The 22646-nt window shown below is 73.5% G+C and carries 19 protein-coding genes and 1 pseudogene; 11 read left to right on the top strand and 9 right to left on the bottom strand.

Annotated elements, in window-relative coordinates:
- Nucleotides 1–56: 56 nt before the first annotated feature.
- Together I3F54_RS18030 and I3F54_RS18025 are read right to left on the bottom strand one after the other, a co-directional pair.
- On the bottom strand, nt 57–335 hold the full coding sequence (locus I3F54_RS18030; RefSeq protein WP_240119834.1) for a hypothetical protein: 279 nt from the start codon (nt 333–335) through the stop codon (nt 57–59).
- Nucleotides 336–368: 33 nt separating this feature from the next.
- Nucleotides 369–1142, bottom strand: coding sequence for a PspA/IM30 family protein (locus tag I3F54_RS18025; RefSeq protein ID WP_240119849.1), 774 nt, complete (start codon nt 1140–1142; stop codon nt 369–371).
- A gap of 302 nt (nt 1143–1444) precedes the next feature.
- On the opposite strand from I3F54_RS18025, the gene I3F54_RS18020 reads away from it, so the two are divergent.
- The 3 genes from I3F54_RS18020 (at nt 1445) to I3F54_RS18010 (ending at nt 4009) form a co-directional block, all read left to right on the top strand.
- Nucleotides 1445–2074 (top strand): DUF3043 domain-containing protein, encoded by a 630-nt coding sequence (locus I3F54_RS18020; RefSeq protein ID WP_240119833.1) that lies wholly within the window; start codon nt 1445–1447, stop codon nt 2072–2074.
- Nucleotides 2075–2157: 83 nt separating this feature from the next.
- A complete protein-coding gene (locus I3F54_RS18015) occupies nt 2158–2859 on the top strand; it encodes a bifunctional 2-polyprenyl-6-hydroxyphenol methylase/3-demethylubiquinol 3-O-methyltransferase UbiG (RefSeq protein ID WP_240119848.1) in 702 nt (233 codons plus the stop codon).
- Nucleotides 2860–2920: 61 nt separating this feature from the next.
- Nucleotides 2921–4009: a S1C family serine protease gene (locus I3F54_RS18010; protein ID WP_240119832.1), complete on the top strand. Its 1089-nt coding sequence runs from the start codon at nt 2921–2923 to the stop codon at nt 4007–4009.
- A 39-nt stretch (nt 4010–4048) separates the two neighbouring features.
- Here the strand turns inward: I3F54_RS18010 and I3F54_RS18005 are convergent, their stop codons facing one another.
- Nucleotides 4049–4261 carry a hypothetical protein gene (locus tag I3F54_RS18005; protein WP_205385456.1) on the bottom strand — a complete coding sequence of 71 codons (213 nt, stop codon included), beginning with the start codon at nt 4259–4261 and terminating at the stop codon, nt 4049–4051.
- A gap of 112 nt (nt 4262–4373) precedes the next feature.
- On the opposite strand from I3F54_RS18005, the gene I3F54_RS18000 reads away from it, so the two are divergent.
- Nucleotides 4374–5582 (top strand): bifunctional adenosylcobinamide kinase/adenosylcobinamide-phosphate guanylyltransferase, encoded by a 1209-nt coding sequence (locus I3F54_RS18000; protein ID WP_240119831.1) that lies wholly within the window; start codon nt 4374–4376, stop codon nt 5580–5582.
- A 134-nt stretch (nt 5583–5716) separates the two neighbouring features.
- Here the strand turns inward: I3F54_RS18000 and I3F54_RS17995 are convergent, their stop codons facing one another.
- The gene (locus I3F54_RS17995) at nt 5717–6643 is read right to left on the bottom strand and encodes a class I SAM-dependent methyltransferase (protein WP_240119830.1); all 927 of its coding nucleotides are present in this window, start codon (nt 6641–6643) and stop codon (nt 5717–5719) included.
- Between the two features lie 139 nt (nt 6644–6782).
- Here I3F54_RS17995 and cobT point away from each other — a divergent pair, with 139 nt between their 5' ends.
- From cobT to I3F54_RS17980, 3 genes and pseudogenes are all read left to right on the top strand, one after another.
- Nucleotides 6783–7835, top strand: a complete 1053-nt coding sequence (cobT, locus tag I3F54_RS17990; RefSeq protein ID WP_240119829.1) for a nicotinate-nucleotide--dimethylbenzimidazole phosphoribosyltransferase — start codon at nt 6783–6785, stop codon at nt 7833–7835.
- Between the two features lie 469 nt (nt 7836–8304).
- Nucleotides 8305–8771, top strand: a pseudogene (locus I3F54_RS17985) (phosphatidylglycerol lysyltransferase domain-containing protein); the annotation flags it as partial.
- On the top strand, nt 8768–9499 hold the full coding sequence (locus tag I3F54_RS17980) for a hypothetical protein (protein ID WP_240119828.1): 732 nt from the start codon (nt 8768–8770) through the stop codon (nt 9497–9499). The pseudogene I3F54_RS17985 and the gene I3F54_RS17980, both read left to right, overlap by 4 nt.
- Here I3F54_RS17980 and I3F54_RS17975 read toward each other — a convergent pair.
- A complete protein-coding gene (locus tag I3F54_RS17975; RefSeq protein WP_240119827.1) occupies nt 9397–10161 on the bottom strand; it encodes a hypothetical protein in 765 nt (254 codons plus the stop codon). The genes I3F54_RS17980 and I3F54_RS17975 overlap by 103 nt on opposite strands.
- A 113-nt stretch (nt 10162–10274) precedes the next feature.
- Between I3F54_RS17975 and I3F54_RS17970 the strand changes: the two genes are divergently transcribed.
- Nucleotides 10275–11060, top strand: a complete 786-nt coding sequence (locus I3F54_RS17970; RefSeq protein ID WP_240119826.1) for an adenosylcobinamide-GDP ribazoletransferase — start codon at nt 10275–10277, stop codon at nt 11058–11060.
- A gap of 45 nt (nt 11061–11105) precedes the next feature.
- Here I3F54_RS17970 and I3F54_RS17965 read toward each other — a convergent pair whose 3' ends face one another.
- The 4 genes from I3F54_RS17965 to I3F54_RS17950 form a co-directional block, all read right to left on the bottom strand.
- Nucleotides 11106–11900 (bottom strand): endo alpha-1,4 polygalactosaminidase, encoded by a 795-nt coding sequence (locus I3F54_RS17965; RefSeq protein WP_240119825.1) that lies wholly within the window; start codon nt 11898–11900, stop codon nt 11106–11108.
- A gap of 169 nt (nt 11901–12069) precedes the next feature.
- Entirely contained in the window at nt 12070–13632 is a 1563-nt protein-coding gene (locus I3F54_RS17960; protein WP_240119847.1) for a hypothetical protein, read from the bottom strand.
- 8 nt (nt 13633–13640) lie between these two features.
- Complete coding sequence (pelF, locus tag I3F54_RS17955) at nt 13641–15161, bottom strand: GT4 family glycosyltransferase PelF (protein ID WP_240119824.1); 1521 nt, start codon at nt 15159–15161, stop codon at nt 13641–13643.
- Nucleotides 15162–15306: 145 nt separating this feature from the next.
- Nucleotides 15307–17340, bottom strand: coding sequence for a hypothetical protein (locus I3F54_RS17950; protein ID WP_240119823.1), 2034 nt, complete (start codon nt 17338–17340; stop codon nt 15307–15309).
- Between the two features lie 373 nt (nt 17341–17713).
- On the opposite strand from I3F54_RS17950, the gene I3F54_RS17945 reads away from it, so the two are divergent.
- From I3F54_RS17945 to sucB, 3 genes are all read left to right on the top strand, one after another.
- Nucleotides 17714–19261 (top strand): leucyl aminopeptidase, encoded by a 1548-nt coding sequence (locus I3F54_RS17945; RefSeq protein WP_240119822.1) that lies wholly within the window; start codon nt 17714–17716, stop codon nt 19259–19261.
- 286 nt (nt 19262–19547) lie between these two features.
- Entirely contained in the window at nt 19548–20936 is a 1389-nt protein-coding gene (lpdA, locus tag I3F54_RS17940; RefSeq protein ID WP_240119821.1) for a dihydrolipoyl dehydrogenase, read from the top strand.
- Between the two features lie 57 nt (nt 20937–20993).
- The gene (gene sucB / locus I3F54_RS17935) at nt 20994–22340 is read left to right on the top strand and encodes a 2-oxoglutarate dehydrogenase, E2 component, dihydrolipoamide succinyltransferase (protein ID WP_240119820.1); all 1347 of its coding nucleotides are present in this window, start codon (nt 20994–20996) and stop codon (nt 22338–22340) included.
- Nucleotides 22341–22646: the final 306 nt, after the last annotated feature.

Genomic DNA, 22646 nt, shown 5'->3' with positions numbered 1-22646 from the left:
GAAGGAACGGTACGGGGCGCCGTCCGGGCCGGGAACCGAGCCGGCCGGTGGATCCGTCAGCCCGGGATCAGGCCGTCGTCGCTGAGCAGTTCCCGGACCTCCTCCAGGGTCGCCTCCTGGGCGGGCAGGATGAGCCCGGAGGGTTCGAGAGTGTCGTCGGGCAGCGGGACGCCCAGCTCGCGGACCCTGACGAGCAGCGCGTCGAGAGTGCGGCGGAAGCCGGGCCCGTCGCCGTTCTCGATCTCGGCGAGCAGCTCGTCGTCGAGCTTGTTCAGCTCGGTGAGATGGCCGTCCTCCAGCCTCACCTGGCCCTCACCCATGATCCGTACGATCACGTCGCCTCCTCGGCTCGGGGTCCCGGCGCCGTCCTACTGCTTGTCGAAGCGCGGGGTGTCCTGCTGCTGCTCGGACTGCTGCTGGTCGGTGCCGCCCTCGATGGCCTGTCGGTCGCCGGACGGACCTCCGGCCAGCTCGGCCTTCATGCGCTGCAGCTCCAGCTCTACATCCGTACCACCGGAGAGGCGGTCCAGCTCGGCCTGGATGTCGTCCTTGTGCATGCCGGACTGGTCGTCCAGGGCACCCGAGGCGAGGAGCTCGTCGATGGCGCCGGCGCGGGCCTGGAGCTGCGCCGTCTTGTCCTCGGCCCGCTGGATGGCCAGCCCGACGTCGCCCATCTCCTCGGAGATGCCGGAGAAGGCCTCGCCGATGCGGGTCTGGGCCTGGGCCGCGGTGTAGGTCGCCTTGATCGTCTCCTTCTTGGTGCGGAAGGCGTCGACCTTCGCCTGGAGGCGCTGGGCCGCCAGGGTGAGCTTCTCCTCCTCGCCCTGGAGGGTGGCGTGCTGCGTCTCCAGGTCCGTGACCTGCTGCTGGAGGGCGGCCTTGCGGGACAGGGCCTCGCGCGCCAGGTCCTCGCGGCCCAGCGCGAGCGCCTTGCGGCCCTGGTCCTCCAGCTTGGACGACTGCTGCTCCAGCTGGTTCAGCTGAAGCTCCAGACGCTTGCGCGACGTGGCCACGTCGGCGACGCCGCGGCGCACCTTCTGCAGCAGTTCCAGTTGCTTCTGGTACGAGTAGTCGAGGGTCTCGCGCGGGTCCTCGGCCCGGTCAAGGGCCTTGTTCGCCTTCGCGCGGAAGATCATCCCCATACGCTTCATGACACCGCTCATGGGCTTCGCGCGCCCCCTTCTGACGGACTCCAGCTCCAGCTCACTGCGACAGAACCCACAGTACGGGCCCTGCATCCATTACCGCACTGTTCGGGAACGGATGCGCTCATCCCCAGGGACGACTGTGCACGAACCGGCTCCGGCGCAGGGAGGAGGAGGTGTGTCCGGGGACGGCCGGCGGACCGTCGCCCCCGGGACGTGCGCTGCGTCACTCGTGGATCTGTTCTGTCCCCCTACAGACGAATGGTGTTGCCGGATCGTTCCCCACGGGGCTGGGGTCCATGCCCCCGGACCCCGTACCCTTGGCTTTTGTGTTCCGTAGCCGTGCCAAGGACGAGAAGGCCCCCACCGCCGACAAGGCGCAGGTGACCGTCTCCAAGCAGCCCCGTGACCCGCAGGCCCCCAAGGGCCGGCCGACGCCCAAGCGCAGTGAGGCCCAGTCCCAGCGCCGCAGCGTGGCCAACACGCCGACGACGCGCAAGGAGGCCGCCAAGCGCTCCCGCGAGGAGCGCCGCCAGACCATGGAGCGCCAGCGCCAGGCGCTGGCCAGTGGCGACGAGCGCTATCTGCCGGCCCGCGACAAGGGTCCGGTGCGCCGCTTCGTGCGCGACTTCATCGACTCACGGTTCAACGTGGCGGAGTTCTTCCTGCCGATGGCCGTGGTCATCCTGGTCCTGAGCGTGGTCCGGGTGGGCCGGCTGCAGGCCCTCGCGCTGCTGCTGTGGCTGGTCGTGATCGTGCTGATCGTGCTCGACTCGATCCTCTCGGGCTTCCGCCTGAGGAAGCAGCTGAGGGAGCGCTTCCCCGACCAGAACAAGCGCGGCGCGGTCGCCTACGGCCTGATGCGCTCGCTCCAGATGCGCCGTCTGCGGCTGCCCAAACCGCAGGTCAAGCGCGGAGAGCGGCCCTGAGCACGACGTCGTTCTCCCAGGGGGCGGCCGACGCCTGGCTGAGCCGGATGGGCGGGCTGCGCGATGTCGTGCGGCAGGAGCTGGTGGCTCGCCAGCTCGACGAGCAGATAGCCGGGCGGTTCCCGGTCGGGCAGCGGCTGCGGGTGCTCGACGTGGGGATGGGCCAGGGCACACAGGCGCTGCGGCTGGCCCGCGCCGGACACCAGGTGACCGGCCTGGAGCGGGACGCGACCATGGTCGCGGCGGCCCGGAAGGCCCTCTCGGGGGAACCGGAGGGCATCCGCCGCCGGATGCGGATCGTCGAGGGCGACGGCCATGACACCGGCGTCCACTTCCTGCCCGGAAGCTTCGACGTGGTGCTGTGCCACGGTGTGCTGATGTACGTCGAGGACCCCGACTCCCTGCTGGCGGGGCTGGCGCGGATGCTCGCCCCGGGCGGTCTGCTGTCGCTGCTGGTGCGCAACGGCGACGCGCTGGCCATGCGGCCAGGCCTGTACGGCGACTGGGGGCAGGCGCTGACCGCCTTCGACACCACCGCCTACCGCAACCGGCTCGGCCTGGACGTCCGCGCGGACCGTCGCGAGGCACTGACCTCGACGCTCGCGCGGATCGGGGCGCCGCTGCACGCCTGGTACGGGGTCCGTGTCTTCACGGACACGGCCGCGGACGGGGCCGCGGTCCCCGACGACGCCGAGACGCTGCTGGCGGTCGAGGAGCGGGCCGGGCGGACCGATCCCTACCGGGCGGTGGCGGCGCTGCTGCACCTGTGCGGGGTGCGGGGCTGAGCCCACCCGTTCGGGCGCCCAGCGCAGGCCGGGGGTGTCCCCCCGGCGTGAGACTCGGCCCATGGACGTTCCCACCTCCCGAGCCCGGCTCCGGGCGACCGTCGCGCTGGCCGCCTGTTCCGCCGTCCTCCTGTCCCCCCTCGCCGGATGCTCCGGCTCCGGTTCGTCGGGCGAGCGGGAGAAGGCGACGACGCAGGCCGCACAGCCCGCCGCCGCGGCCCGGCAGAGCGACGAGCTGGAGAGCGCCTACCAGAAGGTGATCAAGAGCGTTCTGCCGTCCGTGGTACAGATCCAGGGGCGCAGCGGGCTGGGATCCGGCGTGGTGTACGACGACAAGGGACACATCGTCACCAACGCGCACGTCGTCGGCGACGAGACGGCGTTCCGGGTGACGACCGCCAACAGCGAGCAGCCGCAGTCCGCGACCCTGGTCTACTCCTACCCCGAGCAGGACCTGGCGGTCGTCAAGCTGGACTCGGTGCCGGACGGGCTCAAGCCGGCCGAGTTCGCGGATTCCACCAAGGTGGAGGTCGGCGACATCGTGCTGGCGATGGGCTCCCCGCTGGGGCTGGCGTCCAGCGTCACCCAGGGCATCGTCTCGGCGACCGGACGGACCGTCACCGAGGCCCGTGCGGGCGGTGGTACGGGCGCCACGATCGGCAACATGGTGCAGACGTCGGCCGCGATCAACCCGGGCAACAGCGGAGGCGCGCTGGTGAACCTGGACGGGCAGGTCATCGGCATCCCGACGCTCGCCGCGACCGACCCCGACCTGGGCAACAGCGCGGCGCCCGGCATCGGGTTCGCGATCCCGGCATCGATGGTGAAGACGGTCGCCGACCAGATCATCGACAGCGGCAAGGTCACCGACTCGGGCCGGGCGGCCCTGGGGATCACCGGCCGTACGGTCGTCGACGCCGACTACCAGCCCGCCGGTGTCGCCGTGGTCGCGGTCGCCGACGGCGGCGCCGCCGACAATGCCGGGCTGCGGTCCGGGGACATCATCACCGGGCTCGGCGGCGCCGACATCACCAGCACCCAGTCACTGGCGGAGCAGTTGGCGGGCATGGCGCCAGGGGAGAAGACGACCGTCACCTACACCCGCGGCGGGGAGAAGCAGACGGCGGACGTGACGCTGGGCGAGCAGTGAGGAGGCGGCCGGTCCCGGGCCGGCCGCCCGGGCGCACTCCTACGACTCGTCGGCGTGCAGGCTCATCGGCCCGTAGATCTCCGTGGCGTCCTCGAACAGCCGCACCTGGTCCGCGCCGCCCGCCAGCAGTTCCTTGTAGTGCTCCCCGACCCAGGACTCGGCGTCCCCCTGCGTGGTGAACTCCTCGGGCTGGACCGCGGGCTGGACCTCCGTCCCGTCGGCCTTCTCGAACCGCCACGTCCATGCCGCCATGTACGCCTCCCAGGTGTGAGCACATGCAGAGCGGAAGCCGGATCTTGGTCCGGCTCCCGCACCGAGCCTAGCCGGACGCGCAGGACCCGGGGCGGCAGGGGAAGATCGGGGCGTGGAAGTGACTTTGCTCGGCACCGGTGCCCCGGCGGGACTGCCCCGCCCCGACTGCCCCTGCGCCGCCTGCGCGGCCGCCCTCGGCGACGACGCCCGGGCGGCCACCGCACTGCTCGTGGACGGAACGGTGCTGCTGGACCTGACGCCGGGCGCGGCGTTCGCGGCGGCGCGGGCGGGGCGTCTGCTGGGCGACGTGCGGCAGGTGCTGCTGTCACACCCGGGCAACGGGCCGGCCGTGGAGGTGCCGGACGGGCTGCCGCAGCCCGGGCGGGTGCCGGACGGGCGGGAGCTGGCCCTGCTGACGGGGCATCGGGTGCGGGCGGTGGCGATGGACGCGCCCGGCACCGGGTACGCGGTGACGGGACCGGACGGGGGGCGGCTGCTGTACCTGCCACCGGGCGGGGCGCCTGCGGGCCTGGAGGAACGGACCCCGGCGGCGACGGCGTACGACCTGGTCGCCGCCGACGTGGTGGGGCGGCCGGACGCCCTGGCCCGGCTGCGGGCGGCCGGGGCGGTCGGGCCGGCCACCGACGTCGTCGCCGTCCACCTCGACCACGACGTGCCGCCCGGCTTCGAGGTCCGGCGGCGGCTGGCGGCGGCGGGTGCGCGGGCGGTGCCGGACGGTTCGACGCTCATGGTGGGGTCCAGCGAGGAGGTGCCGGAGGTGCCGCGGCGGACACTGGTGCTGGGCGGGGCGAGGTCGGGCAAGTCGGTGGAGGCCGAGCGGCGGCTGGAGTCCTTCCCCGAGGTGCTGTACGTCGCGACGGGCGGAACGCGGGGCGGGGACCGGGAGTGGGCGGCGCGGGTCGCCGCGCACCGGGAGCGGCGGCCGGGGTCGTGGCGGACGGTGGAGACCTGCGAGCTGGTGCCGCTGCTGGAGGCGAAGGGGCCGCCGCTGCTCGTCGACTGCCTGTCGCTGTGGCTGACCGATGCGATGGACTCCGTGGGGGCGTGGGACGACGCGGCGTGGGCGGACGGGGGTGAGCGGCTGCTGCGGGAGCGGGTGACCGGACTCGCGGCGGCCGTGCGGGCGGCCCGGCGGACGGTGGTGCTGGTGACGAACGAGGTGGGGTCCGGGATCGTGCCGGCGACCGCGTCGGGACGGCGGTACCGGGACGAGCTGGGCCGGTTGAACGCGGCGGTCGCCGGCGAGTGCGAGCAGGTGCTGCTGGTGGTGGCGGGCCAGGCGGTGGTGCTGCGGGGCTGAGCGGCACCCACCGCCCGGTTCGGCGGGATGCCGGGCAGTGGCCCGGCCGGGCGCCGGGTCGGACCGCGCGGCCCGGCCGGGCCGGGTCCGGCCACGGCACCCCGCGGCTCCCCTACAGCTGCCCCACGGCTCCCCTACAGCTGCCCCTTCCTGGCGATGACGCGGTAGGAGTTCGCGAAGCGGGTGCGGCGCAGCAGGGGGGACAGGGTGCGGTCCGCCGTGCCGGCCGTGGCCGTCAGCGAGCGGGTCAGCGGACGGGGCAGCTTCCGGCCCGCGGCCAGGGACACCGCCCGCGCCAGGTCGCGGGGCACATGGGCCGACCCGCGGTCCGCCGTCAGGATCGTGCAGCCCTGCTCCTCCAGTTCCGCGCGAATGTTGGCCAGAGGCAGCAGCTGGAGGTGGTGCGGCTGGCCGTGCGAGTGCCACCACTTGCCCAGCACGGCGGCGAACGAGCAGGCCGGGTCGGGCAGTTCCAGCAGCAGATGACCGCCGGGGCGCAGCGCCGTCAGGGCGGCGCGGAGTTCGGCGCGCGGGTCGGGGCTGCGTTGCAGCTGGCCGAGCACGCTGACCACGTCGTAGCGGGCGCGCAGGCGGGCCGTCAGCTCCGGAACCGTCAGGCGTCCCACGTGTGCCTCCTCCACCCGCTCCGCACGGCGCGCCCGCACCACCCTCGGCGTGGGGTCGGTGCCGTCGAAGGACGTGTAGGGGAAGAGTTCCTTCGCCGCCCGGGGGAAGGCCGCGTCGCCGGTGCCCACGTCCAGCCAGCTCTCCGGTTCGGGGCAGTGGCGCAGCACGGCGCGGGCGGCGTCGCGGTGGTGCCGGCGGCGAACGGCGCTCCCCTCGTCCGAGGCGCCCGGACCGCCCTCGCGGTAGAGGGCCAGGCCCTCGGGCGTCAGGCGCGGGTTCTGGAAGACGTGGGCGCAGTCGCGGCACTCGTCGACGGTGAAGGTACCCGGTCTGCCGTGGCGGAGGTCGGGGGCGCGCAGCCGGGTGCGCAGGCGGGGCGCTCCGCACCAGGGGCAGTCCTCGCGGCGGGGCTCGTGGATGGGCCTGGGGGGCATGAGCGGCTCCCGGTGGGGGACGAGAGGGGGCGCGACAATCCGCAGCAAAACGGAACGTATGGGAAAGCGATCCCGGGTGCAACGACGGCGTGCCGATGTGGCGCCGGGGCGTTCGCCCCGGGCCGGTACTGTTCGGCGAATGAGCTCGCTTAATCTCGACGACTTCACCGATCTGATCGAGCGCCCGGACGGCGGGGTGCGGCGTGACGCCGAGGCGCGCCGGGAGCGTCAGAGCGTGCCGCCCGGGTCGCTCGGGCGCCTCGACGACCTGGGTGAGTGGCTGGCCGCGGCACAGGGGGCCGTTCCGGTGCGGCCGGTCGACCAGCCACGGGTGGTGCTGTTCGCGGGTGATCACGGCATCGCCGGGCTGGAGGTGTCGTCGCGGCCCGCGGGCAGCGCCGTCGAACTGGTGCGGGACGTACTGGAGGGCGCCCGGCCGGTGTCCGTGCTGGCCCGGCGGCTCGGCGTACCGCTGCGGGTGGTCGACATGGCGCTGGACTGCGACCCGGAGGCGTTGCCCGCGGACGTCGTGCGGCACCGGGTGCGGCGCGGCAGCGGGCGGATCGACATCGAGGACGCGCTGACCGCCGAGGAGGCCCGGCAGGCCTTCCGGGCCGGCGTCGCGGTCGCCGACGAGGAGGCGGACTCCGGGACGGACCTGGTGGTGCTCGGCGACCTCAGCGTGGGCGGGACCACTGCGGCGGGCGTGCTGGTCGCCGCCCTGTGCGGGACCGACGCCTCCGTCGTCACCGGGCGCGGCGGGCTCGCCATCGACGACCTCGCCTGGATGCGCAAGTGCGCGGCGATCCGCGACGCCCTGCGTCGCGCCCGGCCCGTCCTCGGCGACCAGCTGCAACTCCTGGCGACCGTGGGCGGCGCCGACCTCACGGCGATGACGGGCTTCCTGCTCCAGGCGGCCGTACGGAAGATGCCGGTGATTCTGGACGGCGTGGTCGGTGCCGCCTGCGCGCTGGTGGCGCAGCGGGTCGCGTTCCGGGCACCGGACTGGTGGCTGGCCGGGCACGCCGGCGGTGAGCCGGGGCAGGCCAAGGCGCTGGACCGGATGGCGCTGGAACCCCTGCTGGACCAGGGCGTGACGGTCGGTGAGGGAGCCGGGGCGCTGCTCGCCCTGCCCCTGGTGCAGGCGGCGGCGGCTCTGGCGGCCGAACTGCCCGAGGTGCACAAGGACTGAGCACGCCGCCGGACGTGCCGCGACGCGATACGGCCGGTGTGGTGCCCCGCACCCCTTCCAGGCGCTCCCGAACCCTGTGGACGCCGGACGGCCGGCACGGCCGGCGCACCACCGGCCCGGCGGGACCCGGGCCGGCGCGGCGTCCGGCGGCCGGCGGCGGGGGTCCCGTCGCGAGCGTCCGGGCGAGATGCACGATGTGCCGGGAAGGCGCCCATATGATCGCCCTTCATGGGAGATGCCCGAGTCGCCCCTGTCCCCGCTCGCCGTGGCGGCAGACCCTCGCAACGCGGCGCCGGCCTCGGGAGTTCCACGCCGAGGGCGACCGGTCCGGCCCCCGGCTCACCGCCGCCGGCGGTGGACCGCCCGCCTCGCCCTGCCCCTGACCACGCCGCCGGTGGCGACCGCCCGGGACCCAGGGCGGCCGGAGGACGAGAAGCGGCTGCGGGAACGGCTGGAACGGCAGGGCGCCGACGCCGCCGGGCGCCCGAGGGTTCTGCCGTCCGCCGTGCCGTGGGAGCCGCACGGGCTGTCGCCGGATCCGATGCGGCGCGGCCGGGACGAGGCCGCGGCGAACGGGTGACGGAGTTCCTGGTCGTCGAGGTGACGCGGCGCGCCGCAGAGGCCGAGATCACGCAGGTGTCGCTCAACTTCGCGGTGTTCCGATCGGTCTTCGAACGTGGCGCCCGGCTCGGCGCCGGGCGGGTGCTGAGGCTGTGGCGGTCGCTGCTCGGCTTCTTCTCCCTCTGGCGGCAGGTCGAGTCGCCGTACCGCGCCGACGCCCCGTACCTGCCCGTGCGGGGACCGCGGTTCCCGCTCTTCGGGAAGAACGCGGGCCTTCCCCGCGTCGGCACCGCCCCGGCGTGCGCGGAGGGGTTCCTGAAGGTGCCGGGCCGGTCGGCCCGGCTGAACCGTACGGACCTGGAGACACGCCGATGAACCGCCTCGCCCGCTGGGCCCGCGCCGAATGGGGGCCGCTGTACGTCACCGTGCGCGGTCCGCTGTCGAAGCGGCGCTGGCGGGCGGTCTGGATGACCCTGGCCGCGGTGTGCCTGACCGGGGCCCTGCAGATCGTGCAGAACCGGCCCTGGGGCCTCGCACCGGTCCAGGACCTGGGGGCGGTACGGGCCGAGGACCCACTGTGGCTGGCGCTGCTGCGCACCCCGCTCTCCCTGTTCGTCCCGGCGCTGGATCTACCCGTCTGGGGGGCGCTCGCGCAGATCCTGCTCGCGTTCGGCGTCGCGGAGATCTGCCTGGGCCGGTGGCGCACCCTGACCGTCGTCTACGCGGCCACACTCGCCGGCACCCTGTACGCCCGCGTCGGCATCTGGCTGGGCCCGGACGCCCCGCTGGGCCTGCCCGCCTCGGACGCGCAGGTGGTGGACACCGGTCCGTCCGCGGCCGTGGTCGGCCTCGCGGTCCTCGTCGGCTGCCGCTACGGGGCGTACGTCACCGTCGGTGCGGTGGTGACGGGAATGGTCGTCGAGGTGATCGTCAAGGACAACCTGGCCGGCAAGGAGCATCTGGCGGCGATCGCGGCGGTGCTGGTGCTGTGCGCGGCGGCTCAGCTGCGCTCCACCGCGCGGCTCGGGTCCGGGTCGGGCTTGCCGCCGAGCCAGTCCTGGAGCGCGCGTTGCGGCCCGGACCAGCGGCGGTCGTGGTGGTAGGCGCGCAAGGTGGCCCGGGCGCGGGCCCGGGGGCGGCGGCGGTAGAAGCGTTTGGCCCACGGGGACCCGGGGCGGGCCAGGCGGACGATGCCGATCAGGGCGAGCAAGGGCACGATCACACTGAAGATCGCCATGCGGGGCTTGCCCTTGGCGAGGACGCCGAGGGCGAGGAGGAAGTTGATGGCGATGGACACGACGACGCTGCTGCGGCCCTGGAGTTCGTCCTCGCTCATGCCGTTGACGCCGAACGGGGAGAAGCCCACCAGCCAGAGACCGACCAGGGCCGCGGTCAGCACCACGACCTCGACGCTCTGCCGGCCGGCCTCGCTCCAGTAGACGTCGTCGAGGTGCAGGATCAGCGCGAACTCGTCCAGGACCAGGCCCGCACCCATCCCGAACAGCACCGCTGACACGTACGAGCCGAAGCCGTGCCGTCCACCGGCGACCGCGCCGAAGCCGCCGACGACGGTGAGGATGACGCCGGGGACGACGTGGTGGATGTGCAGGCCGCCGGCCTTGACGTTGCCGAAGGGACCCCGACCGGCCCGGATGAGCCGGACGATGACGCGGGTGATCAGGAAGGTGAGGACGAAGGCGGTGAGGGCGAGCAGCAGCGGAAGCTTGCCCGGCTCGACGATGTTGCGGTACCACCACTGTCCCATGTGCGAACTTTATCCGTGAGTGCCGCCCGGCCGCCGTCCGGCAGCGTCCGATTACCGGCCACCGCCGACCAGCCGGCTCCCCCGCTCCCGCGACCGCCCGGTAGCCTGCGCCGGTGTCCACGACCCCTGCCTTCCACGGCGTCCGCTTCGCTTTCGGCACCCTGACCGTGCTGCCGGTCCGGGTGCACCGCTGGGACCGCGAGGCGGCGCGCGGCGGGATGCTGTGCGCCCCGCTCGCCGGACTCGTCGTCGGCGCGTCCGCCGCGGGCCTCGGGCTACTGCTGCTGTTCCTCGGCGCGGCGCCGCTGCTCGCCGCCGTCGCCACCGCGGCGGTACCGGCCGCGCTGACCCGGGGACTGCACCTGGACGGGCTGGCGGACACGGCGGACGGGCTGGGCAGCGGCAAACCCGCCGACGAGGCGCTGCGGATCATGAAGCAGTCGGACATCGGCCCGTTCGGCGTGCTCACCGTCGTCTTCGTGCTGCTCGCCCAGGTCGCCGCCCTGGCGCAGCTGTACAGCGGCTCCTGGGCCCGTGGCGCGCTCGCCGCCGCCGGCGCGGCCACCGCCGCCCGCCTCGCCCTGACCCTGGCCGCCCGTGGCGGCGTGCCGGCGGCCCGGCCGGAGGGGCTGGGCGCCGCGGTGGCCGGGGTGGTCCCGGCGGGCGCCGCCGCGGGTGCGGCCGTCGCCGTCACGGTCGTGGCCACGGCCTGCGGGGCCGTCTTCGGGCCGTACGGCGCCGTGCGCACCGCGGTCGCGGTCCTGGCCGCACTCGCCGCCGCCGATCTGCTGCTGCGGCACTGTGTCCGCCGCTTCGGCGGGGTCACCGGCGACGTGTTCGGGGCCCTGGCGGAGACCTCCGCGACGGTGGCTCTGGTGGCACTCACCCTGGGCGGGTGAACCGCGTTCCGGGCACCGGCCACGGCGGCCGGGCCCGGCACGGGGTCAGCAGGGGCGGCGCCACGCTCCCAGTTCGTACTTCTTGAGCATCGAGCTCAGTCCCAGGCTGCGGGTCTGGTCGCAGAAGCGGTCGGTGGGCAGTTCGTACTCGACGTGGAAGACGGCCTTGCCCGCCCGGACGAAGGGCGTGAGCGCCTTGCACTCCCCGTACTGGGCGCACTGCTCGTTCACCGCGAAGTCGAAGTCGGCGAGCAGTTCGGGGATCTGGTCGAGGTCGTTCTTCAGGCCGACGGCGAGGCCCCGGTCGTGGGCGAGCCGGGCGACGAGCCGGTTGTAGCGGAGCTGGTCGGCGGCCGTCAGCGGGAAGCCGGTGGTGTTGCGGTAGCCGTCCATGTTGTCGGGCTCCACCGCGTCGAAGCCCTTCGCCCGGCACATGTCGAAGCGGGCGGCGACCAGCGGTTCCAGCACGTCGGTGCGGCGGATGTCGAGCCAGCGCTCGCCCTCCCAGCCGTTGCCCCGGCCCCGCACCGACGCGGGGAACTTCCCGGCGTCCGGCCGCCAGTCCTCCCACGCGCCGGTGGAGATGTAGCAGATCGCCTTGCGGCCCTCGCGGTGCAGGGCGGACACGGCGGCCGCGGAGTTGTCGAAGCCGTCGACGTCGTACACCGGGACGTCCACAGAGGTGTCCAGGCGTCCGCTGAGCTGCCACTGCCAGGCGGTGCCGGGCCGCGGCTGCCAGCGCCCGCCGGCCGGATCCGGGGTGGCGGGCTTGTCGTCCGCAGCCGTCGAGCAGGCGGCGACCAGCAGCAGAAGGGCGACGAGGAGGAGGGGGCGTCTCACCGGGTGGGCTCCAGAGTGTGCGGCAACGTACCCCAAGGATGATCTCCCGAGCCGGGCACCGCACCGTAGAGGACCGCGCCGTGGGCCGCGGCCGGTCGGGAGCGGCCGGCGCCCTCCGGAACCCCGTGGACGTGGTGGCGGTGCCGCGCTCCCCCGGACGGCGGGCTGCTCACCGGTGCGCGGTCGCCCTTCCCAGCAGCACGCACACCAGCACGGCCTGGGCGGCGGCGGCCGCGCCGTACACCGCCACCCCGGCCCACAGCACCTCCGGCCCGGCCGGGGGAGACAGCAGGTGCGCCACCAGCACCAGGGTCTGGGCGAGGGCGGCCAGACAGCAGACCGTCGCCGCGCTGAGCACGGCCCCGAAGGACTGGAGCAGCAGGCCGGTCCACAGCACCACACCGAGCAGCAGCAGCCCGGCGAGACGGACGCCGCCCATGCCGGCCGGGGCGCCCGCCTGCGCGAGCGTGCCCGGCCACAGGGCGGAGACGGTCACGCCCAGGGCGAGCAGCGTGGCCAGGTACGCGCTCAGGCACCGCGCGACCGTGAGCACGGTGGTCCGCCAGAAGGCACGCGGGCTGTCGGTGGAGCGCAGCCCGGCCAGGCTGCCGCTGCGGAAGCGGTGGAGCAGCCATTCGGCCGGCCCCATGCTCAGCGTCAACGCCACCGCGGCCGGCGCGGCGATGGCGGCGTGCTCCCGGCCGGCCAGCACGTCCCCGAGGGCCGCATGCAGCACCAGGACACCGCTGCCCAGCCCGAACAGGGCGTACGGCAGCGAGCCGGTGAGCCACGGCGGCGCGGCACGCCGCCGCCCGGCCCCGGTGCCCGGGGCGCCGAAGGGCAGCAGCGCGGCGAGGCCCGTTCGGCTGCCGTCGCGCGGGTCCCGCGCGGCAGGCGCCACTGCGCGCAGAGCGAGGGTGAGCACGGCGGCGAGCGAGCCGAGCAGCAGCACGAGCCGGGCGGCCACCGGGACGGGGGACACCAGGCTGGCCGTGGCGCCCGCGGCCAGCGGCAGCAGGGCGGCGAGCAGGGCCCGTTCGCGGCCCAGCACCAGCAGGACGGTGGCCGCGCCCAGGTAGCAGGACTGCACCGCGGCGAAGGCCACCGCCGCCGGCCGGGCCGGCCCGGCCACGGCGAGGGCGGCGAGGGAACCGAGCAGCGCGCCCGCCGCTGCCCCGAGTCGCAGGGCCCGCGCCGCGGCCGGGCGGTCGCCGAGGCCGAGCCAGGAGTACGCGCGGTGGGCCAGGCCCTGGTTCCAGGCCCAGCCGGTGAGGGCGCCCGCGAGCAGGGCCGCCGTGCCGGCCGGAAGGCCGGGGCCGGCGTGGTGGGACAGCAGCGGCGCCCCGAGGACGTAGGCGAAGCCCGGCAGGGCGAACACGACGCCGCGCAGCAGGCAGCCGAGCAGGCCGACCTGCCAGGGGTCGTGGTGGGGGCCGTCCGGTTCCGGGTAGCGGCGCTCCACGCGCTCGTACAGCGCCTCGGCGAGCGCGAAGGAGTTCCTCACGCCGTACCGCTCGCGTATCCGCGTGTCGGAGAGCCCGTCGGACTCCAGCAGCGCGGCGATCTCGTCCGGATGCACGGCCGCCGCCACGGAGTCCTCCAGCCGGTCGGCGAGCGCGTCGACCGGGTCCGGCTCTGCCCGGCCGGGCCGCGGCTGCCGCGGGATGAAGGCCGGCGGCTGGGACAGGGACTGGGGCTGGGGCTGGGGGCGGATCGCGGCGGGCCGCCGCATGCCGTCACTCACCGGTCGGTCCCGTCCGTCGCCACGGACGCGTACCACGGGTCGTGCAGTTCCTCGGTCCAGTCCTCGACCGTCTCGACCGCGGGCCGGTACACCTCGGGCTGCCCGGCGAGTTCCTGGTAGATGGTGCGGAAGTTGTCCACGGAGCGGCGCAGTGTGAACCGGTCGACGACCCGCTGCCGGGCCAGTGCGCCCAGTTCCAGGCGCCGTTCGTCGTCGCGCAGCAGGGTCAGCGCGGCGGCGGCCATCCTCTCCGGCTCGCGCGGTGGGACGACCAGACCGGTGTCTCCGACGGCCTCGCGTACGCCGCCGACGTCCGTCGAGACCGTCGTGCGGCCGCAGGACATGGCCTCGATGAGGGAGAACGGGAAACCCTCGGAGATCGACGACAGCATCACGACGTGCCCGGCCGCGTACGCCCGCCAGACCTCGCTGACGCGGCCTTCGAAGGTGAGGCCGTCCGTGGCGCCGAGTTCGGCGGCGAGCTTCTCCAGCCGGGTGCGGTAGGCCTCGCCGCCCGGCGGGACCGGGCCGAACAGGCGCAGGCGGGTCTCCGGAATCTCGGCGCGGACCAGCGCGTAGCAGCGGAGCAGCGTCTCCAGGTCCTTGATCGGGTCGATCCGGCCGCACCAGGTGAGGGTCGGGGTGTCCGGCTCGGGGCCGGCGTGCGGGAAGGCGCTGGGGTCAACCCCGTTGTAGACCGTGCGGATCCGGTCGCCGTCGGCGCCGCCGCGCTCCTCCCAGCGGCGGTTGTACTGGTTGCACGGGGTGATGAGGTCGGCCGCGTGGTAGCCCAGGGAGTTCAGCTCGCGGTAGAAGCCGAGCATGAAGGCCTTCACCGGCCAGCGCTGGGTGGTGCCGCGGTAGCCGAGGTAGCGCTCGCGCAGGTAGATGCCGTGCTCGGTGAGGAGGAACGGCACGCCGTCCAGCCTGCGGGCGGCGAGGGCGGGCAGGGTGGCGAGACCGCTGCTGACGGCGTGGGCGACGGACTGGCGGGGGATGCGCACGCCGAGCGGGCGCAGGGCGTGCTCCAGCAGGTCGATGGCGGTGAGGGCGTCGTGGACGGTGGGGCGGGCCGCGGCCGTCTGCAGGTGCGGCATCGTCCATATCCACATCAGGGCGCGGAGCGCGGACTCGGTGCGCAGCGCCGGCGCGAGGAGCCCGGCCCGGGCGAGCGGGGCGAGTTCGTACAGGGCCTCGCCGAAGTCGCAGCCCGCCCCTGGGTCCAGGAAGGACAGCAGCAGATGCTCGTAGGCGGCGGTGAAGCGGCGGCGGGCGCGGCCGTGCGGGGGCCGTCTGCGGCCGGGCCGCCGGCCCCAGGTCGGTACGGATCGGTGGCGGCGGACGTTGGGCGGCAGCTCCCAGGTGACGGGTTCGCGGCCGGTCCCGGTGAGCGAGACCAGGTGGAAGTCGACCTCCGGCATGCCCTTGACGAGTTGGTCGCACCAGGTGCTGACCCCTCCGTGGACATGGGGATAGGTGCCTTCGGTGAGCATGGTGACCTGACGGCCGGTGCGCATCGCTACGCGGTTCCCCCCAGTGGTGCGGACGGTGAGAGGGGGAACTGCGCGCCGGACCGCGGCTGTGGGTCCGTCGTGGGCCGGTCGCGCAGTTCCCCGTGCCCCCTTCGTCGGCCGGGGGCGGTGTCGCCGGTTCAGCCGGGCGCTACGGCAGGTTCAGCGTCAGCGCGCTCTGCAACGGTCCCGGCGTGGTCCACCCCGAGAGAGCCCCCGCGTAGGCCGAGCCGAAGGTGGTGGTGCCGATCAGTTGCTGCTGCCGGGTCCCCTCCGGGGCGGTGACCGGGATCTGCGTCCCGGACGGCGCGGTGACGGTCACGGTGTCGCCGATGCGGTACGCGGTGACCTCGTTGTGCTCGATCGCCGACTGCCAGGCGGCGCGGCGTTGCAGCTCCGTGCCGATGGCCTTCTGCCGCAGGTTCTCCAGCGGGGTGTCGTCGGCGAACAGGGCCTGGTAGTCCGCCAGGACCTTGTCCAGGACCGGGTAGAGGATCCGGTCCTCCGCCAGGTTGGACTGGTGGGCGTAGTGCGGTCGGGGGTCGTTGGAGATGGCGTGGCCGAGGTCGGTGTGCGCCTCCTGGGGGACGATGTAGGAGTCGTAGCCCGTGGCGACGTCGAGGGGCTGGTCCATGCAGGTGGAGGTGGGGTTGTCCGTGCACACGCCGCTGCCGCCGTCGGCCTTCGCGGTGTAGATCCAGTTGTACTCGTCGGCCATCTCCTCCTTGGTGCCGACGTTGTAGTAGACGTTCATCGGGTAGCGGGGCACGGTCAGCGTGCTGCTGCCGACCGCCCGCTGCTCGGGCTCACGCGAGTCGTCCGAGGCGATCCACCGGATGCCGTTGTCGGACAGGGCGGGGGCCAGGTAGGGGTTGTCCTCCGGCTGCTGCGGCAGCGTCCTGAGGCCGGAGTGCTCGCCGGTGACGAGTTCGCCTCGGTCGACCGGGACGCCGTGCAGGAGGGCCCAGTTGTAGTTGCTGGAGATCTCCGCGGAGATGTCCGGGCGGCTCATCCACTGCGTCGAGCCGTCCGCGTTCTTCGCGCAGCTCCACGGCACGACCGAGACGTCCTGGATGCAGCCGAGGAACTGGTGGGTGTAGGTGTGGTTGATCCAGCGGTACTGCGCCCTGTCGGCGAGCAGCCGGTCGGCGAGCGCGTCGGTGCCGCCGTTCTCGCTCTTCCACTCCTCCCCTGAACCCGCGTTGAAGACCATGTCCAGGGTGAAGCCGTGGTCCTGCTGCCACTGTGCGGCGTAGGCGGCGTCGGCGGCGGTCATGCGGATCGGTGCGGTCTCCTCGCCGCCGTCGACGCAGTCCAGGTCGCCTGGCGTGCAGTTGCGCTCGGTGTCCCAGCGGCTGTCGGCCGCGAAGACGTCGTCGACGTGGACGGCGAGGTAGTTGCGTGCCTGCCCCAGGTGCACCCCACCCGTCAGCCATTCCACGACGCCCCGGGCGAGGAGGCGGAACTGCTGCTGGTACTGGTTGTAGGCGAAGGTCACCACCAGCTCACGGCGTCCGTCGTGGGCGTACTCGCCGAGCAGGCTGCCGGTGCCCGAGCCGCCCGGCACCGGGATGTCCACATAGCTGGTGAAGCCCTCGCGGGGCCGGGCCAGGTAGCCGTAACTCTCGGCGACCGTGGGGGAGTTGTCCTCGAAGGTGAAGGCGCCGTCGAGGTAGCCGAAGGCCCCGGCGCGGCCGGCGGTGGTGACGGTCGCCCGCTGCCCGTCGAGGGTGCCGGCCCAGCCGCCCTCGTCGGTGTAGTCCAGACCCACTTCCGGGTGGGCCCAGGTGTAGGCGTCGACCTGTGGGATGCCGTAGGTCCGTTCGTACTCCTCCAGTGCGGTCTGCTCGGCGGAACCCGCGCCGAACGGGGCCTCGTTGGGCAGGACGATCCCCTGGAACCTGGCCCGGGGCGTGCCACCCACGGTGTCGCCGAGGAAGGCCGCGTCGATCACCGTGCGGCCGGGGTCGTCCAGGTCAACGGTCGTGTACGGGATGCCGGTGCTCTTCAGCTGAGCGGTGATGGCCTGGACGGACGTGTCACCGTTGTCCACCACCAGCACCTTCAGGTCGATGCGCGGCTCCGTCGCGGCCGATGCGCCGGGCGCCCCGAGGCCCAGCGCCGTCATACCGCCCGCCGCGATCACGGCAGCGGCGATTCTCCATCCGTGCGCACTTCGCGCCATGGATTGTTCCTTCCCCCCAGAGGAATCCACCGTCGATCGGTCGACGCGTGACGGTCGACATGCGGAGGATTCGTGGTAATCGTGCAAAACGGTGCGTCATCGACCCACCGGACCTGATGAGTGTGGCTCAGCTCATGGAGTGCGAGGATCGGAAACCGGCCACGACACCCCCAGAGGGTGAACGTTCGCAGGAATGAGCGAATGCTCATTCGCGCGTAGTCTCGTGTGCCGGGTGCTCCGAGCAGTCCGCCGCGCTGACTCGGACCCCGGTCGGATCGCTCCCGCAGGCCGGATCTACTGTCGGCCGTCGGGCTCGGCCGACCCACACCGTTCGGCCACAGAAACTTCACATCGGAAGCGAGATTTCACCACCGTGACTGCTCTCACTCTCAGCACCGCCGCGGCGCCCGGTCTCCGGGCCGACGCGATCGTGATCGGTGTCGCCAAGGGCACAGCCTCCGGTTCCGGGGACCTGGTCGTCGCACCGGGCGCCGAGGCCGTGGACAAGGCCTACGAGGGCCGGCTCGCCGGAGTCCTGGAGACCCTCGGGGCCTCGGGCGCCGAGGGCGAGGTGACCAAGCTCCCGGCCCCGGCCGGCTTCAAGGCGCCGCTCGTCGTGGCGGTGGGCCTGGGCCCCGAGCCGGAGAAGGGCGCCGGGTACGACCCCGAGGCGCTCCGCAAGGCCGCCGGCGCCGCCGCCCGCGCGCTCGCCGGCTCCAAGAAGGCCGCGTTCGCGCTGCCGCTGGCCGACGCCGGCGACGCCGGCGCGACCGGTGAGGGCGTGCTGCTCGGCGCCTACTCCTTCGACACCTACAAGGAGAACGGCTCCTCCGGCAGCGGCACCAAGGGCAAGAACGGCAAGGCCCCGCTGGCCGAGGCCGTCCTGCTGGGCGGCAAGCCGCGCGACGCCGCGCACAAGGCGGCGATCGCCCGCGCCACCGCGGTGTCCGAGGAGCTCAACCGCGCCCGCGACCTGATCAACACCCCGCCGAACGACCTCGACCCCGAGGCCTTCGCCGCGATCGCCCAGGCTGCGGCCAAGGAGCACGGCATCAAGGTCCAGGTCCTGGACGACAAGGCCCTGGCCAAGGGCGGCTACGGTGGCATCCTCGGCGTCGGCGGCGGGTCCGCGGCGGCCCCGCGGCTGGTCAAGCTGTCGTACACCTCCTCCAAGGCGAAGAAGCACCTCGCCTTCGTCGGCAAGGGCATCACCTACGACTCGGGCGGCATCTCCCTGAAGCCGGCCGGCCACAACGAGACCATGAAGTGCGACATGAGCGGTGCGGCCGCCGTGTTCGCCGCGGTGGTCGCCGCCGCGCGGCTGAAGCTCCAGGTCAACGTCACCGCCTGGCTGGCGCTCGCCGAGAACATGCCGTCGGGCTCCGCCGTCCGCCCGGGCGACGTGCTGCGCATGTACAGCGGCAAGACCGTGGAGGTGCTCAACACCGACGCCGAGGGCCGGCTCGTGCTCGCCGACGCGCTGTGGGCGGCCTCGGCGGAGAAGCCGGACGCGATCGTGGACGTGGCGACCCTGACCGGCGCGATGATGCTGGCGCTGGGCGGCCGCACCTTCGGCGTCATGGCCAACGACGACGCGTTCCGCGGCGCGGTGCACGAGGCCGCGGAGGAGGTGGGCGAACCGGCGTGGCCGATGCCGCTGCCGGAGCACCTGCGCAAGGGCATGGACTCCCCCGTCGCCGACATCGCGAACATGGGTGAGCGCATGGGCGGCGGCCTGGTCGCCGGGCTCTTCCTGAAGGAGTTCGTCGGCGAGGGGATCACCTGGGCACACCTGGACATCGCGGGCCCGGCCTTCAACGAGGGCGGCCCCTTCGGCTACACGCCGAAGGGCGGCACCGGTTCCGCGGTACGGACCCTGGTGCGCCTGGCGGAGCTGACCGCCGCGGGTGACCTGGGCTGATGCCCGGCCGCTGAGCCGGCCCGCTCCACCGCGGGGCGGCTCCCGGGGCGCGGGGACCGTATCGCACCGGCCCCCGCGCCCGCGTTTTCCGCAGCGGGCCGCCCCTTCGGCGCCCGGGAACGTGGGACGTCTCACACCCCGGCCCCGCGTCTCGTCAAGCAGTGACTAGTGCGAAGATGGGGCACGGCAGGACAGGGCCCCACCCAGGGCCGAAGAACGAGCGGCCGGACACCAGCCGCCTGCCGGTCACTGGAGACCGGTGGCGCACATGCATGGAGGACGTGACGTGGCGAACGACGCCAGCACCGTTTTCGACCTAGTGATCCTCGGCGGTGGTAGCGGTGGTTACGCCGCGGCCCTGCGCGGGGCGCAGCTGGGCCTGGACGTCGCCCTGATCGAGAAGGACAAGGTCGGCGGCACCTGCCTGCACCGGGGTTGCATCCCCACCAAGGCCCTGCTTCACGCGGGCGAGATCGCCGACCAGGCGCGCGAGAGCGAGCAGTTCGGTGTCAAGACCTCCTTCGAGGGCATCGACATCGCGGGTGTGCACAAGTACAAGGACGACGTCGTCTCGGGCCTGTACAAGGGCCTGCAGGGGCTCGTCGCCTCCCGCAAGGTGACCTACATCGAGGGTGAGGGCCGCCTGTCGTCGCCCACCTCCGTCGACGTGAACGGCCGCCGTGTCCAGGGCCGTCACGTCCTGCTGGCGACCGGCTCCGTGCCGAAGTCGCTCCCGGGCCTGGAGATCGACGGCAACCGGATCATCTCCTCCGACCACGCCCTCGTCCTGGACCGCGTGCCCAAGTCCGCGATCATCCTCGGCGGCGGTGTCATCGGCGTCGAGTTCGCCTCGGCGTGGAAGTCCTTCGGTGCCGACGTCACCGTCATCGAGGGCATGAAGCACCTCGTCCCGGTCGAGGACGAGAACTCCTCCAAGCTGCTCGAGCGCGCGTTCCGCAAGCGCGGCATCAGGTTCAACCTCGGCACCTTCTTCCAGAAGGCCGAGTACACGCAGGACGGTGTCAAGGTCACCCTCGCCGACGGCAAGGAGTTCGAGGCCGAGGTCCTGCTGGTGGCGGTCGGCCGCGGCCCGGTCTCCCAGGGCCTGGGCTACGAGGAGGCCGGGGTCGCCATGGACCGCGGCTACGTCGTGGTCGACGAGTACATGCGGACCAACGTCCCGACCGTCTCCGCCGTCGGTGACCTGGTCCCGACGCTCCAGCTCGCGCACGTCGGCTTCGCCGAGGGCATCCTGGTGGCGGAGCGTCTGGCCGGTCTGAAGACCGTCCCGATCGACTACGACGGCGTGCCGCGGGTGACGTACTGCCACCCGGAGGTCGCCTCCGTGGGGATCACCGAGGCCAAGGCCAAGGAGGTCTACGGTGCGGACAAGGTCGTCGCTCTGAAGTACAACCTGGCGGGCAACGGCAAGAGCAAGATCCTCAAGACCGCGGGCGAGATCAAGCTCGTCCAGGTCAAGGACGGTGCCGTGGTCGGCGTCCACATGGTCGGCGACCGCATGGGCGAGCAGGTCGGTGAGGCCCAGCTGATCTACAACTGGGAAGCGCTGCCGGCCGAGGTCGCCCAGCTCGTCCACGCCCACCCGACGCAGAACGAGGCGCTCGGTGAGGCCCACCTCGCCCTGGCGGGCAAGCCGCTGCACGCGCACGACTGATCAGCCCTCGGGCGCGACGACACAGACTTCCGCAACTCGTAAGGAGCAACCGAAACCATGGCGGTTTCCGTAACCCTTCCGGCGCTCGGCGAGTCCGTCACCGAGGGCACCGTCACCCGCTGGCTGAAGTCGGTCGGCGACAGCATCGAGGCCGACGAGCCGCTGCTCGAGGTCTCCACCGACAAGGTCGACACCGAGATCCCGGCCCCGGCCTCCGGCGTGCTCCTGGAGATCGTGGTCGGCGAGGACGAGACCGCCGAGGTCGGCGCCAAGCTCGCCGTCATCGGTGCCCCGGGTGCCGCCCCGGCCCCCGCTGCCCCGGCTCCGGCCCCGGCCGCTCCGGCGCCCGCCCCGGCGGCCCCGGCCCAGCCCGCCGCCGCGGCTCCCGCACCCGCCCCGGCCCCCGCCCCGGTCACTCCGGCTCCGGTCACTCCGGCTCCGGCCGCCGCCCAGCCGGCCGACGAGGGCGCCTACGTCACCCCGCTGGTGCGCAAGCTCGCCGCCGAGAACGGCGTCGACCTGGCCACCGTCAAGGGCACCGGTGTCGGCGGCCGTATCCGCAAGCAGGACGTCGTCGCCGCCGCCGAGGCCGCCAAGGCCGCGGCCGCCGCCCCGGCCCCGGCCCCGGCCCCGGCCGCCGCGGGCTCCGCCGCCAGGAAGGCGCCGGCCCTGGAGGTCTCCCCGCTGCGCGGCCAGACCGTCAAGATGACCCGCATCCGCAAGGTCATCGGCGACAACATGGTCAAGGCGCTGCACGAGCAGGCCCAGCTGTCGTCGGTCGTCGAGGTCGACGTCACCCGCCTGATGAAGCTGCGCGGCCGGGCCAAGGACTCCTTCGCGGCCCGCGAGGGCGTCAAGCTCTCCCCGATGCCGTTCTTCGTCAAGGCGGCCGCCCAGGCTCTGAAGGCCCACCCGGTCATCAACGCGAAGATCAACGAGGCCGAGGGGACCATCACCTACTTCGACACCGAGAACGTCGGTATCGCGGTGGACTCCGAGAAGGGCCTGATGACCCCGGTCATCAAGAACGCCGGTGACCTCAACATCGCCGGTATCGCCAAGGCCACCGCCGACCTGGCGGGCAAGGTCCGCGCCAACAGGATCACCCCGGACGAGCTGTCCGGTGCGACCTTCACCATCTCCAACACCGGTTCGCGCGGTGCGCTCTTCGACACGATCATCGTGCCGCCGGGCCAGGTCGCGATCCTCGGCATCGGCGCCACGGTCAAGCGCCCGGCCGTGATCGAGACGGAGGAGGGCACGGTCATCGGCGTCCGCGACATGACCTACCTGACGCTGTCCTACGACCACCGTCTGGTGGACGGCGCCGACGCGGCCCGTTACCTGAGCGCCGTCAAGGCCGTCCTGGAGGCGGGCGAGTTCGAGGTCGAGCTCGGGCTGTAGCAGGGACGGGGATCACCGGGAGGCCGGCGTGGTCCCCGATCCCCGGCCGGCAGGCCGTACGGCGCCCCCGCCCGGAGCTTCCGGGCGGGGGCGCCGTCGTGAGCGGCGCGGACAGGGGATGGAGCAGCGGTGGTCGCGCCACCGGTGCCCTGACGGGCAGCGTTCGCCCCGTCGCGACGCCCGGCACCGCGGACCTGGCACCGGGCGCGGTCCGCTTTCCGCCGCGGGCGCACCGGGGCTTCCCGGGTGCCGGCCGGGGCGTGTAAGTCTCGTCTCACCTGCGCGAAAGCGCCCCCGTGCACCCCT

Source organism: Streptomyces sp. MUM 2J, assembly GCF_022414535.1.
GTDB lineage: Bacteria > Actinomycetota > Actinomycetes > Streptomycetales > Streptomycetaceae > Streptomyces.
Note: the sequence above shows the minus strand (reverse complement) of the source record. Positions and strands in the feature narration are given on the sequence as shown.